Origin of the sequence: Microbacterium sp. CFBP 8794 (assembly GCF_014841235.1) — a bacterium.
Classification (GTDB): Bacteria; Actinomycetota; Actinomycetes; order Actinomycetales; family Microbacteriaceae; genus Microbacterium.
In genome coordinates this window covers 1-14532 of the sequence record NZ_JACYTT010000003.1, presented here as the reverse complement: position 1 = coordinate 14532, position 14532 = coordinate 1, and the positions used below count along the sequence as shown (strand labels likewise).

Annotated in this window: 14 protein-coding genes and 3 tRNA genes; 4 read left to right on the top strand and 13 right to left on the bottom strand. The window is 70.6% G+C overall.

The genetic code is table 11. From position 1 onward, the window contains the following. Positions 1 to 245: 245 nt before the first annotated feature. From panC to tilS, 12 genes are all read right to left on the bottom strand, one after another. Positions 246 to 1100 (bottom strand): pantoate--beta-alanine ligase, encoded by an 855-nt coding sequence (panC, locus tag IFU19_RS07520; RefSeq protein ID WP_191916779.1) that lies wholly within the window; start codon positions 1098 to 1100, stop codon positions 246 to 248. Next, positions 1097 to 1819: a DUF2520 domain-containing protein gene (locus IFU19_RS07515; protein WP_191916778.1), complete on the bottom strand. Its 723-nt coding sequence runs from the start codon at positions 1817 to 1819 to the stop codon at positions 1097 to 1099. The genes panC and IFU19_RS07515 overlap by 4 nt, the downstream gene beginning before the upstream one ends. Next, a complete protein-coding gene (locus IFU19_RS07510) occupies positions 1816 to 3510 on the bottom strand; it encodes a PH domain-containing protein (protein ID WP_342343391.1) in 1695 nt (564 codons plus the stop codon). The genes IFU19_RS07515 and IFU19_RS07510 overlap by 4 nt, the downstream gene beginning before the upstream one ends. Beyond that, a complete protein-coding gene (locus IFU19_RS07505) occupies positions 3507 to 4154 on the bottom strand; it encodes a PH domain-containing protein (RefSeq protein ID WP_083285755.1) in 648 nt (215 codons plus the stop codon). Before IFU19_RS07505 ends, IFU19_RS07510 begins: the two co-directional genes overlap by 4 nt. Continuing rightward, positions 4108 to 4593 (bottom strand): DUF3180 family protein, encoded by a 486-nt coding sequence (locus tag IFU19_RS07500; RefSeq protein WP_055833345.1) that lies wholly within the window; start codon positions 4591 to 4593, stop codon positions 4108 to 4110. The genes IFU19_RS07505 and IFU19_RS07500 overlap by 47 nt, the downstream gene beginning before the upstream one ends. After that, on the bottom strand, positions 4590 to 5114 hold the full coding sequence (gene folK / locus IFU19_RS07495) for a 2-amino-4-hydroxy-6-hydroxymethyldihydropteridine diphosphokinase (RefSeq protein ID WP_055935735.1): 525 nt from the start codon (positions 5112 to 5114) through the stop codon (positions 4590 to 4592). The genes IFU19_RS07500 and folK overlap by 4 nt, the downstream gene beginning before the upstream one ends. Further along, positions 5111 to 5479: a dihydroneopterin aldolase gene (gene folB / locus IFU19_RS07490; RefSeq protein WP_191927015.1), complete on the bottom strand. Its 369-nt coding sequence runs from the start codon at positions 5477 to 5479 to the stop codon at positions 5111 to 5113. The genes folK and folB overlap by 4 nt, the downstream gene beginning before the upstream one ends. Then, entirely contained in the window at positions 5479 to 6282 is an 804-nt protein-coding gene (gene folP, locus IFU19_RS07485; RefSeq protein ID WP_192013359.1) for a dihydropteroate synthase, read from the bottom strand. The genes folB and folP overlap by 1 nt, the downstream gene beginning before the upstream one ends. Then, on the bottom strand, positions 6279 to 6866 hold the full coding sequence (gene folE, locus IFU19_RS07480) for a GTP cyclohydrolase I FolE (RefSeq protein ID WP_191916773.1): 588 nt from the start codon (positions 6864 to 6866) through the stop codon (positions 6279 to 6281). Before folE ends, folP begins: the two co-directional genes overlap by 4 nt. A gap of 6 nt (positions 6867 to 6872) precedes the next feature. Continuing rightward, positions 6873 to 8876 carry an ATP-dependent zinc metalloprotease FtsH gene (gene ftsH / locus IFU19_RS07475; RefSeq protein ID WP_191916772.1) on the bottom strand — a complete coding sequence of 668 codons (2004 nt, stop codon included), beginning with the start codon at positions 8874 to 8876 and terminating at the stop codon, positions 6873 to 6875. Between the two features lie 120 nt (positions 8877 to 8996). Continuing rightward, on the bottom strand, positions 8997 to 9548 hold the full coding sequence (hpt, locus tag IFU19_RS07470; RefSeq protein ID WP_055833327.1) for a hypoxanthine phosphoribosyltransferase: 552 nt from the start codon (positions 9546 to 9548) through the stop codon (positions 8997 to 8999). A gap of 22 nt (positions 9549 to 9570) precedes the next feature. Next, positions 9571 to 10572: a tRNA lysidine(34) synthetase TilS gene (gene tilS / locus IFU19_RS07465; RefSeq protein ID WP_191916771.1), complete on the bottom strand. Its 1002-nt coding sequence runs from the start codon at positions 10570 to 10572 to the stop codon at positions 9571 to 9573. Between the two features lie 181 nt (positions 10573 to 10753). Here tilS and IFU19_RS07460 point away from each other — a divergent pair, with 181 nt between their 5' ends. Next, positions 10754 to 11287, top strand: a complete 534-nt coding sequence (locus IFU19_RS07460) for an inorganic diphosphatase (protein WP_055833321.1) — start codon at positions 10754 to 10756, stop codon at positions 11285 to 11287. Positions 11288 to 11359: 72 nt separating this feature from the next. Here the strand turns inward: IFU19_RS07460 and IFU19_RS07455 are convergent, their stop codons facing one another. Continuing rightward, the gene (locus IFU19_RS07455; protein ID WP_192013358.1) at positions 11360 to 12805 is read right to left on the bottom strand and encodes a peptidoglycan DD-metalloendopeptidase family protein; all 1446 of its coding nucleotides are present in this window, start codon (positions 12803 to 12805) and stop codon (positions 11360 to 11362) included. Positions 12806 to 13019: 214 nt separating this feature from the next. Between IFU19_RS07455 and IFU19_RS07450 the strand changes: the two genes are divergently transcribed. The 3 genes from IFU19_RS07450 (at position 13020) to IFU19_RS07440 (ending at position 13331) form a co-directional block, all read left to right on the top strand. Next, a tRNA-Glu gene (locus IFU19_RS07450) sits at positions 13020 to 13092 on the top strand. A 28-nt stretch (positions 13093 to 13120) separates the two neighbouring features. Next, positions 13121 to 13194, top strand: a tRNA-Asp gene (locus IFU19_RS07445). Positions 13195 to 13258: 64 nt separating this feature from the next. After that, positions 13259 to 13331 (top strand) — tRNA-Phe (locus IFU19_RS07440). Positions 13332 to 14532 lie beyond the last annotated feature (1201 nt).

The following is a 14532-nucleotide window of genomic DNA, read 5'->3' as shown; positions in this document are numbered from 1 at the left end:
ATGCTCCTCGGGGTCGCTTCCAGTCTATTCGCCGGGATCACCGGCGCCGTGGCGGTCGGTCGGTGCGCGGCGCGCAGCGCACGGCGCCCCACGCACGGCGCCCCACGCACGGCGCCCCGCGCCCGGTGTCCTGCGACAGACACCTCGGCGAGCGCCCGCCGCCCCGCACCGATGCGCGGCGGCGCGGCCCAGACGTCGCCCGGCGACGACAGCGCAACCGACCCCGCGCGGCCACCGCCTCCGCGTCAGCGCAGCGAGATCTCGGTGTTGTCGATGAAGCGGTGTCCCGCGACCGTCGCCGCGATGAGGGCGAGGGCGCGCCCCGTGTGGCCTTCGTCGACGGGCAGGAACGTGACCGGGTCGACCACGTTGAGGTACTCCAGGGTGATGCGCTGCTCACCCATCAGCGACGACTGGGCCGCGGCGATGCAGGAGTCCACGCCCAGATCGGCGTTCGAGGCGGCCGCTTCGAGGGCGCGCGGCAGAAGAGAGGCCGCGCGGCGCTCGGCGTCGTCGAGCAGCGCGACGCGGCTCGACACGGGCAGCCCGTCGGGGGTGCGCACCGTCGGCACGGTGGCCACGTCGATCGCTAAGTCCAGATCGCGGATCATGCGACGCACCAGGAACACCCGCTGCGCGTCGCGCTCGCCGTAGACGGCCACGTCGGGGGCGACCAGGTGGAAGAGTTTCGCCTCGACGGTCAGGACGCCGTCGAAGTAGAACGGACGCACGCGCCCCTCGTACCGCAGGCCGACATCGCCCGCCGAGACGCGGGTGGTGGCCGTCCCCCGCGGCAGGAACTCCTCGGCGGTCGGGGCGAACACGACGTCGACCCCGAGCTCGGCCAGGACGCGCGCGTCGGCGTCCGGAGAACGCGGGTAGCTCGCCGTCTCTTCCGCGGTGCGGAAGCGCAGGGGGTTCACGAACGTCGACACGACGACGACATCGGCGTTCGAGCGGGCCTCGTGGATCAGATCGACGTGACCGTCGTGCAGAGCGCCGAGGGTCGAGACGAGGGCGACGCGCGGGCCGCCCGCCGGTCGATCTGCGCCTCGGATTTCTCCGAGTCGGGTGCGCAGATCCTGAAGGGTGCGGATCATCCGTCGATCGTATCGTCGCCGTCGAGCCCTCGAAGTCCCGCGCCCTCGATCAGAGCCTGGTCGACGCTGGAGCGCACGAGCGCTGAGAGGTACCCCCCGGGGTTGTCCACGCCCACGCGCGTCAGCAGGTCCGACGACTGGCGCACGATCGAACGCGAGAACTCGGTCGCCGTCGCGATGGCCTCGGCGTAGACAGTCCGGTCCTCCTCGGCCACGACCACCGGCTCGCACCCGAGCTCGACGGCCAGCGCCTGGGCGATCGGCAGAACGGGGCCGGGCGCTGTGACCGCCGCGTAGGCCTGGGCGAGCTGGCGCAGATCGATCGACGAGGCCCCGGTGAAGACGATGGCCGGATGGATCGCGAGCGGGATCGCCCCGCGTTGGGCAGCGGGGTCGAGCACCCGGGCGCCGTACGCCGGGTCGGTGTGCAGCACGAGCTGGCCCGGTTGCCACGCGCCGACATCGGCGAGGCCCGCGACCAGGCCCGGCAACTGCTCGTGCGGAACGGCGATGACGACCAGCTCACTGCGGCGCACCACCTCGTCGGCGCTCAGCACGGGTAGCCCCGGCAGGATGGCCTCGACGCGGTCGTCGTCAGATCCCGAGGTGATCGCCGTCAGCGCGTGACCGGCACCGGCGAGCGCCGCGCCGATGACGGGGCCGACCCGGCCCGCCCCGATGATGCCGACGCCGAGACGACCGTCGCGCCCGCCGCTCATCCGGCCCACCGGTGGCTGCGGTCGCCCGCCGCCGCCGCCACGGTCGTCAGGGCGGTCTGCTCGAACAGGCGCACGGCGTCGTCGCGGTCGATCGCTCCGATCGCGGTCTGCGCGGTCCCGGCGATGACGTGTCCCGTCACGGTGGCCGTCCGAAGCGCTCGGGCGAGCGGACCCTGATGCAGACCGATCGACTGCAGTCGCGCCAACGGGATCACGGTCAGGGAGCGCCATACGAAGCCGCGGCGGAGCAGCAGCGCGTCGTCGGTCAGCCGCACTCCGTTGCGGCGCCACGACAGGGGCCGCAGCAGCCGCGCGCGAGCGGGGGTCGTCACGTAGGGGTCGTCGTCCACCGGACCCAGGATGCCGTCGCGGAACACGAGTGTCCATTCGGCGCTCGACAGGCTCGGAGCGAGGATGCGCAGCACACGCTCCACGTCGGCGCGGGTGCCGATCGGCAGTACCGCGGCGAACTGATCGCTGCTGGTGTCGCTCGACGCGCGCCCCGACAACCGGTTCAGCGACACGCTCCACCAGCCGAACGGGCGCCACAGCAGGGGCTGACGTACCTCGATCGCGTGCACGCGGCCCGGCGGAACGATCTCGGACACCGTGGTGAACAGGCCGAAGGTGACGCGCACGCCGTCGGACGTCGGGGCGATCGAGTACCGCAGCCCCCTCGCGATCGAGCGCACGTAGTACGCGCCGAAGGCGAGGAACATGGGTACGACGGTGAACAGCACCCAGAGCGTCGACACCGAGGCCGCCACCACAATGCCCACGACGAGGGCGATGAGTACCAGCGTCGACCCGCTCAGGACACGGGATGCCACGAGCCGCCCGATCGGGATCCGCACGATGCTCTCGGGCTCGGCATCCGAGAGGTCTTCCCCGTCGACGAGTCCCTGCAGGCCCGCTCCCACGGCCTGGGCGGCCTGGCGGGCGACCGACGACCGCCCGGCGGTGCGTGCCCCCGTCTCGGCGAGGCGTCGACCGGAAGCGAGACGCAGGATGTCACCGCGGATCGCCTCGGCGTCTTTGCCCGAGAGGTACTCGAGCTTCACGTTGGCGTCGAGGCCCGCACCCACGACCTCGAGCTTGGCGAGGCCGAGCAGACGCGCGACCATCGGCCGGGTGAGGTTGACGCCCTGCACCCGGTCGAGGGGCGCCCGTCGGTGCGTGCGGAACAGCACGCCCGAGCGCACCTCGACGTCGTCGTCGCCGATGCGCAGGGTGTGGAACCGCCACGACAGCCGGAAGATCCCCAGCAGGACCAGCACCACCACGAGGGCGATTCCGCCGGCGATCAGCAGGAGGTTGTTCGCGAACAGGAAGTCGACCGGGTCGGGCGGCAGCGCCCCCGGGGGCAGATCGGTGAAGGCGGGGAAGAACCACTCGATCAGTCGCTCCCGCAGGTTGGCCACGAGCAGACCGACGATCACGACCAGCGACAGTCCACCGCGCAGCACGGGCGTCAGCGGGTGAAGTCGGTGCCATTCGCCGTCGCTGTAGGGCGAGCGCACGACCGGTCGCCGCGGCGGCCCGGCCGGGGCCTCGGCAGCCTCCGGCCCGGCGGTCCCCTCCGGGACGCCCGACGCGGGGGTGAGAACATCGGCATCCGGTCCCGTCGCGGCGTCGGCAGGCCCCGGTTCGCCCGGGAACTCCGCGGAACCCGCGGAACGGTCGTCGCTCACAGTCCCGTCCGGCGGGTCTCGGCGACGGCGATGAGCGTGTCGCGCAGCTGCTCGGCCGCCTCCTGCGTGAGTCCGGGGATGGTCACACCGGTCGAGGCCGCGGCGGTGACGAGTTTGAGTTGCGCGATGCCGAAGCCGCGGTCGAGCGGCCCGTGGGTGATGTCGACGAGCTGCATGCGCCCGTAGGGCACGGCCACCACCCGCTGCCACAGGATGCCGCGGCGGAAGACCAGGTCGTCGCGGCGCAGCTGGTAGCCGACCGAACGCGCTTGTCGCGGCGTGATGATCAGGCCGATCGTCGTCACGATCAGGATCACCCCGGCGGGGATCCACTGCCACGGCACCTGCGTGAACACCTGGATGCCGATGGCGACGGCCGCGACGACGACGATCACCGCCGCTTGCGAGATGAGTTGCACGCGCACGTACGCCCGCGCCAGCTGGTGCCACGTGCCATCGCCGAGCGGCAGTCGGCCCGCCGCGCGCGGCTCGAGGATGCGCGGATACGTGCGCTCGTCGAGCACGTCGGCCTCGGCTTCGGTCGCGGTGACCGGCGCCTCATGCGGCTCCGCGGGCGCCGGCGCCGCGAGCGGGTGCTCAGGCTCCGACGGGACCGGCGGGGGTGTCTCCGGGGGTATCGTCATCGTCGTCCTTCCGGATGGTGCAGAGCTGCTCGGCCACGAGCCCCGCCACGACGAGGACGACTCCGCACACGATCGTCGCGATGATCGATCCCATCGAGCCTATCGACGGCGTCACCGGACGACTCAGCAGGAACGCCAGAAGTCCGATACCGAACCCGGTGGCCGCCGCCCCCACGAGCGACGACGCCTTGGCCAGCATGGCGATGCGCAGCGCGCGGAACGGGTCGATCCGGCGGGCGCCGCGGCGGCGCGTCGCCCGATACACCGGCACGGCCAGGACGACGATGACGACGCCGAGCAGGGCCAGGATGGTGGGCAGGCTCGCGGCGGGCGAGAACGTGGCGCGCCCCGTGGCGGTGAGCAGGGTGTCGGTCACGAACCCGACGACGGCCCCGATGACCGCGGCGATGACGAGGATGCCCGCCCCCGTGCGCTTCACGCGCTGCCCCGCAGCCCCGACAGCAGAGCGTCGATCCGGCCGCGGCCGGGGATCTCGGCATCCGGATCCACCTCCAGCCACGGCGCCAGCACGAACTCGCGCTCGTGGGCGCGGGGGTGCGGCACGGTGAGGTCGTCGCGGTCGATCGTCTCGTCGCCGTACGCGATGAGGTCGAGATCGAGCGTGCGATCGCCCCACCGCTCGCGGCGCACCCGTCCGTGCCGCGCCTCGATGCGGTGCAGCGCGGCCAGCAGCTCGGTCGGGGCGAGACGCGTCTGCACGAGGGCGACGGCGTTCAGGTACCGGGGGGCGTCGGCGTCTTCTCCGGTGAGCGTGACCGCCACCGTCTCGAGCGGCGCCGAGACGCGCACCTCGCCCGTCAACGCAAGGGTGCGCAGCTCGTCGACGGCGGCCGCGAGCGTGTCGGCGCGCGCGCCCAGGTTGGCGCCGAGGGCGACGACGGCGGTGACCGGGGTCGCGCGCGGGGCGGCGTCGAGGCCGTGGGCCAGTCGGACGTTCACGCGCGGCTCCGCCGCACGGTCACGGCGACGTCGCCGAACGGCACGGGGATCGGCGCCTGCGGCTTGTGCACCGTGATGCGCACGGATGCCACCCGCTCGTCGGTGAGTACGTCGTCGGCGATGCGCTGGGCGAGGGTCTCGAGCAGGTCGACCGGCTCGCCCTCGACGAGGGCGACGATGCGCTCGGCGAGTTCGCCGTAGTGCACCGTGTCGGCGACGTCATCGGTCTCGGCCGCCCGCCGCAGCGGGATGGCCAGCGCCGCATCGACGACGAACTCCTGACCGTCGCGCTTCTCGTCGGCGTAGACGCCGTGGTACCCGAAGGCGCGCACCCCCGTCAGTGTGATCTCGTCGGCGGCATCCATCAGGACTCCCCTGCATCTGTGAACGCGCGCGCGACGGCGAGCGCGTCGCGTGTGGTCGGCACATCGTGCACGCGCACGGCCCAGGCGCCGTCGCGGGCCGCGAGCGCGCTGGTGACGGCCGTGGCGAGGTCGCGGCGGCCGAGGTCGGCGTCGTCGCCGAGCACCTCGGCGAGGAATCGTTTGCGGCTGGTCCCGATCAGCACGCGGTGTCCGAGGCCGGCGATCTCGGGCAGAGCCCGCAGCGTCTGCCAATTCTGCGCCCCGCGCTTGCCGAAGCCGATCCCCGGATCGACCACGATGCGCGCGGGCGCAATGCCCGCCGCCAGGGCCGCCTCGACGCGCGCGGCCAGCTCGGCGGCCACCTCGCGTCCGACGTCGGCGTAGTCGGCACGGGCGTACATCTCGGTCGACGGGCCACGCCAGTGTCCGAGCGCCAGCTCGGCGTCGGTCTCGGCGACCGCCGCCAGCATGTCGGGGTCGGCGAGTCCCCCCGACACGTCGTTGACGAGCCGAGCGCCCGCGCGCACGGCGGCGACCGCCGTGACGGCGTTCATCGTGTCGATGCTCACGAACGCGCCCTCGGATGCCAGGGCCTCCACCACCGGGAGCACGCGCTGCTGCTCGACGCGCGGCGCGACCCGCTGGGCACCGGGGCGCGTGGACTCCCCGCCCACGTCGAGCAGGTCGGCGCCCTGGTCGCACAGGAACCGCGCGTGCGCGATGGCCGCGTCGGGGTCGAGGTAGCGGCCGCCGTCGCTGAACGAGTCGGGCGTCACGTTGACGATGCCCATGATGAGCGTCACGCTCGCGCTCCGATGAGCGCGACCAGCTCCGCGCGGGCCGTCGGCTCGGTGTAGGCGCCGCGGGCGGCGATGGTCACCGTCGAGGCCTCGGTCTGGCGTCCCCCGCGCATGGTCACGCACTCGTGCGTCGCGTCGAGCACGACGAGCACTCCGCGCGCGTCGAGCGCGTGGGCGATCGCGTCAGCGACCTGCTCGCCCAGGCGCTCCTGCACCTGCGGTCGCGCCGCGAGGATGTCGATGACCCGCGGCAGTGCGCCCAGGCCCACGACCTCTTCACCGGGCAGGTAGGCGACGTGCGCGCGCCCGCGGAAGGGCAGCAGGTGGTGTTCGCACATCGAGCGGAACGAGATGTCGCGCAGCATGACGGCGCCCGAGGGAAGGGTATCGGGCGCCGGTCCGCGCGACACCGAGATCGTGTGCTGCAGGGGGACGCCGGCATCCTGATCCACGCCCGCGAAGAACTCCGCCCACGACTCCGCGACCCGCGCGGGCGTCTGACGCAGGCCGGGTCGATCGGGGTCTTCCCCGATCGCCTCCAGCAACTCGCGTACTAATGCGGCGACGCGCTCCCGATCGACGGCCACGGCGCCTCAGGCGGTGGCCGGTCGCGTCTGCCCGCTCGGACGGGGCTGCGTCGCAGCCTGCGTCTGGGACTGCGCCTCGGTGGAGGCCGCGATACCGGCGGGCTGCGCGCGACGCGGCACGTCGACCGGCGGCTGGGTCGAGACCGGACGGTCGCCCGACGACAGCCACTGCGGGCGCGGCGTCAGTCGCTTGACGTCGGTGAAGATCTCGGCGAGCTCGATGTGGTCGAGCGTCTCTTTCTCGAGCAGAGCGAGGGCGAGGCGGTCGAGCACGGCACGGTTGTCGTTGATCACCTGGTAGGCCTCGTTGTGCGCCTGCTCGATGAGGGCCCGTACCTGGGCGTCGATGCGTTCGGCGATGCGCTCCGAGAAGTCGCGGCCGTGCCCCATGTCGCGGCCCATGAACACTTCGCCCGACGACGAGCCGAGCTTGACCGGGCCCACCTCGTTCGTCATGCCGTACTCGGTGACCATCTTGCGGGCGATGCTCGTCGCCTTCTCGATGTCGTTCGAGGCGCCGGTGGTGGGGTCGTGGAAGACGATCTCTTCGGCGACGCGGCCGCCCATGGCGTACGTCAGCTGGTCCTGCAGCTCGTTACGGGTGATGGAGTACTTGTCGTCGAGGGGCAGCACCATCGTGTAACCGAGCGCCTTGCCGCGGGGAAGGATCGTCACCTTCGTGACCGGGTCGGTGTGGTTCATCGCCGCCGCCGCGAGAGCGTGTCCGCCCTCGTGGTACGCCGTGATGAGCCGCTCCTTGTCGCGCATGACGCGGGTGCGGCGCTGGGGACCGGCGATGACGCGGTCGATGGCCTCGTCGAGCGCGCGGTTGTCGATGAGCTGCGCGTTGGAGCGGGCGGTGAGCAGCGCGGCCTCGTTGAGCACGTTCGCCAGGTCGGCGCCGGTGAAGCCCGGCGTCTTGCGCGCGACGACCTCGAGGTCGACCGAGTCCGACAGCGGCTTGCCGCGGCCGTGCACCTCGAGGATGCGCTGGCGACCCTTGAGGTCGGGGGCGTCGACGCCGATCTGGCGGTCGAAACGGCCCGGGCGCAGAAGAGCGGGGTCGAGGATGTCGGGGCGGTTGGTCGCCGCGATCACGATGACGTTGACCTTGGGGTCGAAGCCGTCCATCTCGACCAGCATCTGGTTCAGCGTCTGCTCGCGCTCGTCGTGACCGCCGCCCATGCCGGCGCCGCGGTGGCGACCGACGGCGTCGATCTCGTCGATGAAGATGATGGCGGGCGAGCTCTCTTTCGCCTGGTTGAAGAGGTCGCGCACGCGGCTCGCGCCGACGCCGACGAACATCTCGACGAAGTCCGAGCCCGAGATCGCGTAGAACGGCACACCGGCTTCACCGGCGACGGCGCGGGCGAGCAGGGTCTTGCCGGTTCCGGGAGGGCCGTACAGCAGCACGCCCTTCGGGATGCGGGCGCCGACCTCTTCGAACTTTTTCGGATCCTTCAGGAACTCTTTGATCTCTTCGAGCTCTTCGATGGCCTCGTCGGATCCGGCGACGTCTTGGAACGTGACCGTGGGCGTCTCTTTGGTCACGAGCTTGGCGCGCGACTTGCCGAACTGCATGACCTTGCTCCCCCCGCCCTGGGCGCTCGAGAGCAGCCACCAGAACAGCAGGCCGAGGAGGATGAGCGGGAGCATGAGACCCAGCAGGCCGTCGAACCAGCTGGCCTTGGGCACGACGTCGTTGAAGCCGTCGGAGGGGGCGGCGGAATCGATCGCGCTGGCGACCTCGCTCGCGCGGGCCTGCCCGTAGTAGAACTGCACGTCATCGGCGCCCTCGAAGGGCTGCGACAGCGTGAGATCGACGCGCTGATCGGGGTCGTTGGTCACCACCTGGGTGACCGTCCCGCCCTTGAGCAGCTGCAGACCCTCCTGGGTGGAGACCTGACGCGCACCGCTGAGGTTGGAGATGAGCGAGAAGCCGATGACCAGAAGCAGACCGACCAGCAGAACGTAGATGATCGGATTACGCGTGATCTTCTTGAAATTCATGGTGGGCGAGCCCAGCCCTTTCGTGATCCTCCGCAGAATGCGGTCGAATTAGGCTAACGCCCGCGAACTATGCCGGGCCTGTGCGTTCGTCATGGGCGTACACGCCCGCTCTCGACGCGGTCAGGAGTAGACGTGGGGCGCGAGCACCGCGACGTCGCGCAGGTTGCGGTAGCGCTCGGCGTAGTCGAGGCCGTACCCGATGACGAAGTCGTTGGGGATGTCGAAGCCCACGTACCGGCAGTCGACCTGCACCTTCATGGCGTCGGGCTTGCGCAGCAGCGCCAGCACCTCGACCGACTCGGCTCCGCGCGAGGCGAAGTTCTCGAGCAGCCAGCTCAGGGTGAGACCGGAGTCGATGATGTCTTCGACGATCAGCACGTGCTTGCCGGTGATGTCGGTGTCGAGGTCTTTGCGGATCTGCACGACGCCGCTCGAGCGCGTACTCGCGCCGTACGACGAGACGGCCATCCAGTCCATCGAGACGTGGATCGGCAGGTGCCGGGCGAAATCGGCCATGACCATGACCGCACCCTTGAGCACCCCCACCAGCACCACGTCGCGGCCCTCGTAGTCGCGGGCGACCTGCGTCGCCAACTCGGCGAGCTTGCCGTGGATCTGCTCCTCGGTGAGGAGGACTTCGCTGATGTCGTCGGAGATGTCGGCCGCGCGCATTCCGAAAGTCTACGTCGGGGAATCAGGATGCCGCCCGCGCGACGATCTCGATGCGGGCACCCACGCGTCGGGCGAGACACGCGGGCAGATCGATCGGCCCCTGCCCGCGCCAGTCGGTCGCCAGCCGGGCCACCTCGAGCGTCTGGGCCCGAGACAGCGACACCCCGAACTCGCTCTCGACGACGTAGCGCACGATGCGGTTGCGCAGCGCCGCGGGGTTCGCGGCGAGGGCGGCGACCGAGACCGAGATCCCGGCCTCGGCGTGCTCGACGATGTCTTCGATCGTCTCGTCGATCATGTCCTGGAAGGCCGCGGCGTCTTCGCGCAGCTGCTCCGCGGTGCGGGCCAGGGCCTCGGCGATCCCCGGGCCGAGCTCCGCTTCGAGAACGGGCAGCACGCGCTCCCGCACGCGCACGCGGGCGTACGCCGGGTCGACGTTGTGCGGGTCCGCCCACGGCTCGAGGCCCTCGGCGGCGCACGCGGCGACGGTCGTACCCCGACGCACGCCCAGCAGAGGCCGAACCCACAGCGGGCCCGTGGAGTCGCGTCGCTCCGCCGGCATGCCGGCGAGGCTCAGGCTCCCCGAGCCCCGCGCGAGCCCCAGCAGCACCGTCTCGGCCTGGTCGTCGAGCGTGTGACCGAGCAGGACGGTGTCGGCGCCGACCTGCTCGGCCGCGCGGGCGAGGGCCGCGTAGCGTGCCGCGCGGGCCGCGGCCTCGGGCCCCTCGCCCTCCGTTGCGACCTCGACGGCGACGACGCGCGCGCCGATGCCCAGCCCGCGCGCGACCTCGACGGCGCGAGCCGCCACGGCATCCGATCCCGCTTGCAGGGTGTGGTCGATGACGACCGCCTCGACCCGGATGCCGCGGCGCCCGGCCTCGAACGCGGTCGCCGCCGCGAGAGCCAGCGAGTCCGCGCCACCCGAGAGGGCGACGACGACGGCGCCGTCAGTCGTGTCGAGCACCGCACGCACGGCGCGGCGCACTTCGGCGACGGACGGGTCGAGCCCGGGGCGGTGGTCCATGCCTCCACGGTAGCGGCGGGCTCGGCCGTCGCGCGGTGTCGCGCGCACCCGCGGGCCCGTGCGCGCGGCGGCGTCACCGGTCGCGAGAGCGCGCGTTACGCCGGAGTCGTGCACGCCCGTGCGGCGAGGTGCGTGCCGGATAGGCTGGGCGCTGAAATCCACAGATCTAAGGAGCACGAGTATGGGCGCGTACGACGCCGTCATCGAGATCCCCCGCGGCAGCCGCGTGAAGTACGAGGTCGACCACGGCACCGGCCGTGTGTACCTCGACCGCATCCTCTACACGGTGTTCGGCTACCCGGCCAACTACGGCTTCTTCGAGAACACCCTGGGCGAAGACGGCGACCCGCTCGACGTGCTGCTGCTGCTCGACCGCGACCTGCACCCCGGCATCCTCGCCAAGGTCCGTCCGGTGGGCGTGCTGAAGATGAGCGACGAGGCCGGTGGCGACGACAAGGTCGTGGCCGTGCTCGCGAAGGACCCGCGTTGGGACCACATCCAGGACGTCGGCGACATCGACGACTGGACCAAGAAGGAGATCACGCACTTCTTCGAGCACTACAAGGACCTCGAGCCGAACAAGTGGGTCAAGGTCGACGACTGGGCGGATGCCGCCGAGGCCGAGCGCCTGGTGGGCGAGGCGTTCACGCGCTTCGAGGAGCACGACGCCCAGACCAAGACGCAGGGCTCGGGCGAAGCGCCCAACACCCTCTGATCTCGGTCTGACGCAGAAAACCCCCGGTCATCGACCGGGGGTTTTCTCGTTCACCGGATGAGGTGGACCGGATCAGGTGTAGATGCCGCGATCGCGCAGCCAGCCCGCCGGATCGGTCGTGCCGCCCCACGGCGGGTAGACCTCGAAGTGCAGGTGGCAGCCGAACGAGTTGCCCGTCTGGCCGGTGGCGGCGATCTGCTGCCCCGCGCCCACGCTCTGTCCGTACGAGACGTAGATGCCGCCGTCGACGATGTGGGCGTAGCCGGTCGACGAGCCGTCGCCGTGCTGGATGCGGATGTAGTTGCCGTAGCCGCCGTTGTAGCCCGCGTACGTGACGCGCCCGTCGGCAGCCGCGTAGATCGGCGAGTAGCATCCCGCGCCGAAGTCGAGGCCCAGGTGCCACGAGCTGGCGCAGTAGCTGCCGTTGCATTGGCTGGAGCGAGGGCCGTAGCCCGATGTGGTGCCCGCCGACGAGGGACGCGCCCACCCGGAGCCGCCGACATCGCCGCCGCCGCCGCCACCTCCGCCGCCTCCGCCTCCGCTACTGCCGCCGCCACCGCCGCTGTTGTTGTTGTTGTTCTGGCGGTCGCGCTCTTCCTGCTCGCGGCGCTCGCGCTCGGCGCGGTCGCGCGCCTCGGCCTCTTCGCGGGCACGGCGCTCGCGCTCTTCGCGCGCCTTGCGCTCGGCCTCGACACCGGCCTGGTAGTCGGCGACGGTCTTGGCCGTGGTGTCCTGCAGGGCGGCGAGCTGGGCTTCGAGCACGACCTGGTTCGACTGCTGCTCGGCGAGGGCGGCCTGAGCCGCCTCGGCGGCCTGCTGAGCGGCGACCATCTTCTCTTCGGCGATCTTCTGCAGACGGTCGCGCTCGGTGCGGGCGTCGCCGGCCTGATTGCTCAGCTGCTGCGCGGAGTCGCGCGCCGTGATGGCCGCGGCGTACACCGAACGGTTGCGGTCGAGGAGCTTGTCCATCGTGCCGAGCTTGGCCAGCAGATCGTCGGCCGTCGCGGCCGAGCCCGAGAAGAACAGGTCGAGCGAGGTGTCGTCACCGCCCGCGCGGTACAGCTGCGCGGCGACCTTGCCGGCCTTGTTCGCGGCGTCGACGGCCTCGGCGGCCTTCGCGTCGGCCTGCGACTGGATCTGCTGAGCGCGGTAGTCGGCGTCGAGGTACGCCTGCTGCGCCGCGTAGTACTCGTCGGAACGCGCGATGACCTCGGCCTGCGTGCGCGCCACCTCGGACTGCAGACCCTGGATGAGGCCCTGAATGCGCGAGATCTCACCCGCCTTAGCCGACTCGTTCGCGCGCGCAGCCTCGACATCGGCCCACGAGGGGTAGTCGGCGGCGAAGGCGGGGGAACCGAAGCTCGACGCCGCAGCCCCGAAGGCGCCGACGGCGACAGCCCCGAAAGCTCCGAGCTTCAGCGCGCTGCGTCGGTCGAACGACGGCCAGAGGCGCCGCTGCTCCTTCGCAGTGGGCGCGCAGCCGCAGTCATCTGATTCGTCGGGGCGCTCGAGCGTCACGGGAATACCTCATCTCACCGGTTCGCAACTCGGCCAACAGTAGCAACACGAGTCACACGTACAACAGGGCGAGTTCCCGCTGTCGCGCCCCATCCTGGGCCCACGACACGCCGTCGGCGCGGACGCCACGCCCTCGATTGGCAATCTCCGAGATTGTGAAGTAGGCTCGGTCGTCGGCAAGCGAGGATGAAATCGCAAGGTTTCAGGCTCATCCGGCCCCATCGTTTAGCGGCCTAGGACACCGCCCTTTCACGGCGGCAGCACGGGTTCGAATCCCGTTGGGGTCACTTTCCGGTGGAATAACTTAATACGCATGGCCCTGTAGCGCAGTTGGTTAGCGTGCCGCCCTGTCACGGCGGAGGTCGCGGGTTCAAGTCCCGTCAGGGTCGCTCCACAGCGACGGGCCTTCTTTCGAGAAGGCCTTTCGTCTCGGAAGCGGCAGACATGCCGTTCGGCTCTGTAGCTCAGTTGGTAGAGCGCACGACTGAAAATCGTGAGGTCACGGGATCGACGCCCGTCGGAGCCACACGGATGATCATTACGTCATCCCAGAAACCCTCGCGGAGCTTCTATCCGCGGGGGTTTTGCCTTGCCCGGCGAGAGGCAGTTTTCGCGTCGCCCCCGACCTACTCTTGCCGACCACTGAGCGAGCGAAGCCCTCGTCCATCTGGCGAGCGCGGCGAAACGAGACGCCCTCCGCATGGAGCATGGGCCCGTGCACGCTCCGTGCGGTTCAAATATGCCCGCCCCGGCTGTTTCCGCCCGTGAGCCCGCTACGAGGTCATCGACGATGGCCCAGTAGACGCCCAACGGCTCCGAGGCATCCGTCCGCGGGACAAGACCTCGCAGGCTTCCAAGCGACGACTTCGCCGACGGGCCGAGATCTATGCGCTCACGGAGGCACGAACGTCGATGGATGCAAGCGAGGGGGCGTTCGACGCGTGGAAGCGATGCTTCAGCGACTCGACCCGAGCCTCGATATCGCGATCGATATAACGGGCATGATGCGCCCCCCACCTAGTCACCCTGCCGCTCATGCTCCGAAGGTGCGACTTCGCGAGGGTCACTCTCATCTACTCGGACCCTCAGTCCTACGTGTCCGGACAATCCACTCAGTTCACGAAAGGCCCCGTCGAGTCGATAGGAGTCCTCCCCGGCTTCGCCGGGCTTCACGCGATGTCGCACGGCGCTGAGGACTGTCTCATAATCGGTGCTGGTTACGATCACGATCTTGTCCGGGCGGTGGCACAGCGTCTCGCCCACAAGCGTCGCCTATCGCAATACACTCCGTCGCAACGGCCTCGCTTCAGAGCCCCTGGGGAGGCCCATGTGTCCTTCTTCTTGTGTCTTCGGTCCTGCCTGAGCACTGCTACGTTCAGCCTGGAGCGTGTGCATGGATGCCACGCCCCGGGGGGAAACGTGAACGGACTTTCGCTGCGCCTGCGCGCGCTCATTACAGTGGCGATCACTCTCGGGGTCGTGACTATTGGTGGAGGAGCGGGCACGGCTTGGGCAACACCAAGCTTCAGCCCCTCGGAGGCTGCGGCGGTCTTGCCACTCCAGTCCACCCCTGCGGCAGCCCCGCAGCCCACGGCTTCGTTCGTGACGCCGACACCCATTCCATCCCCCGCACCAGCGACAAGCGCGTCGGCCGCGAAAGTCAGCGCGGATATCACGGGTCCGATCTTTATCAGCGGGTCCGTCGACAAAACGACCGTGAGCCCCTC